This is a genomic window from Xenorhabdus sp. PR6a, assembly GCF_028599065.1.
GTDB lineage: Bacteria > Pseudomonadota > Gammaproteobacteria > Enterobacterales > Enterobacteriaceae > Xenorhabdus > Xenorhabdus doucetiae.
Window position 1 is genome coordinate 1 of the sequence record NZ_JAQRFJ010000170.1, and the last position, 1,063, is coordinate 1,063.

Consider the following 1,063-nt stretch of genomic DNA (forward strand, 5'->3'; position numbering starts at 1 on the left):
CGGTAATAATTTTCTTTCTATTCCGAAATTAAAAATCGCCCGCAGGTGAGCCACCTTATTGTTCCAAGTATGGCTGGACTGCTTCTGTTCCCCCAGAAGGTAACGCCGCCACTTCAGGACATCCCGGTGAGTCACCTCTTCCGGCTGCACCGTTTCCCCCATAAAGTTGACAAATACCCGCTTCACCTTTCTGTAGCTCCACTCGGTTGCCGGCCGCAACATATGTGAAAAAAAGTACTCATCCAATAATTCATCCCAACCAATTTTTTCTGCTGTTTGTAACATGTGATTCTCTTCCTAATAACACCATGACAATGGGTTGTTTAAAATAGCTTTATTTAAAATAAACAGATAAATAATTATCAAAATCATTTACATTACAATAATGTCTTTAAGTGACTATGAGTGGCAACCGTTTCTTCCTCCGGCACAGGCCGTTCGGTGAGTTTTGAACCGTGATGGTCATTTTTTGCAACATGCTGATGAGAAGATCCCTGACCGGATTGAAATAACGACAATAACGCCAGGGTATCAGTATCACTATCATCAGATGGCTCGGTTGCCGGTGCCGCTTCCAATGGGGAGGGTGGAGACACCCGGCCAGATTCGGACAGTTCCTCTTCTGCGGCATCAGATATCTCAGAAGTCTCTGCCAATTTCAGCAAAGGAGACTGTACCTGCCCGGCGGCTTCCTGAAGCAAGGTATCAATCAACGGCACGGAGGCGGGCTGGCCGCCCAGATGCAGGGTCAGACAGCGCCATGCTTCCGGCACCAGAAACAACCAGCTCACTGCGTCTTCCGGCAGTAAACGGGCCGCCAACAGGGCTTTCAGTGGCACAGGAAAATCTGGTTGTGTGAACCGAAACCGAAAGCGGCGGTCCGGCGTCCACAATCCCGGCTGCCAGCCATGCCCATCCTCCAGCTCACCTTCCAACTCCTGCAATAACGGCAGGTGGTAAAACAACGCCGCCCAGAATACCACCGCCTGCCACAGCAGGCTCTGGATGACCTGCGTTTCCGGTGCCGCCCCCGGCGGCAACAGATGCCCTTTTGCCAGTCTCA

At 50.9% G+C, this 1,063-nt stretch carries 1 protein-coding gene and 1 pseudogene; both read right to left on the bottom strand.

Features of this window, described 5'->3' with window-relative positions; translation table 11 throughout:
• On the bottom strand, positions 1-285 hold a 285-nt coding region (locus PSI15_RS18090), incomplete at its 3' end, for a phage integrase N-terminal SAM-like domain-containing protein (protein WP_273584732.1).
• Between the two features lie 92 nt (positions 286-377).
• Positions 378-1,063: pseudogene (locus PSI15_RS18095) on the bottom strand (TraI domain-containing protein); the annotation flags it as partial.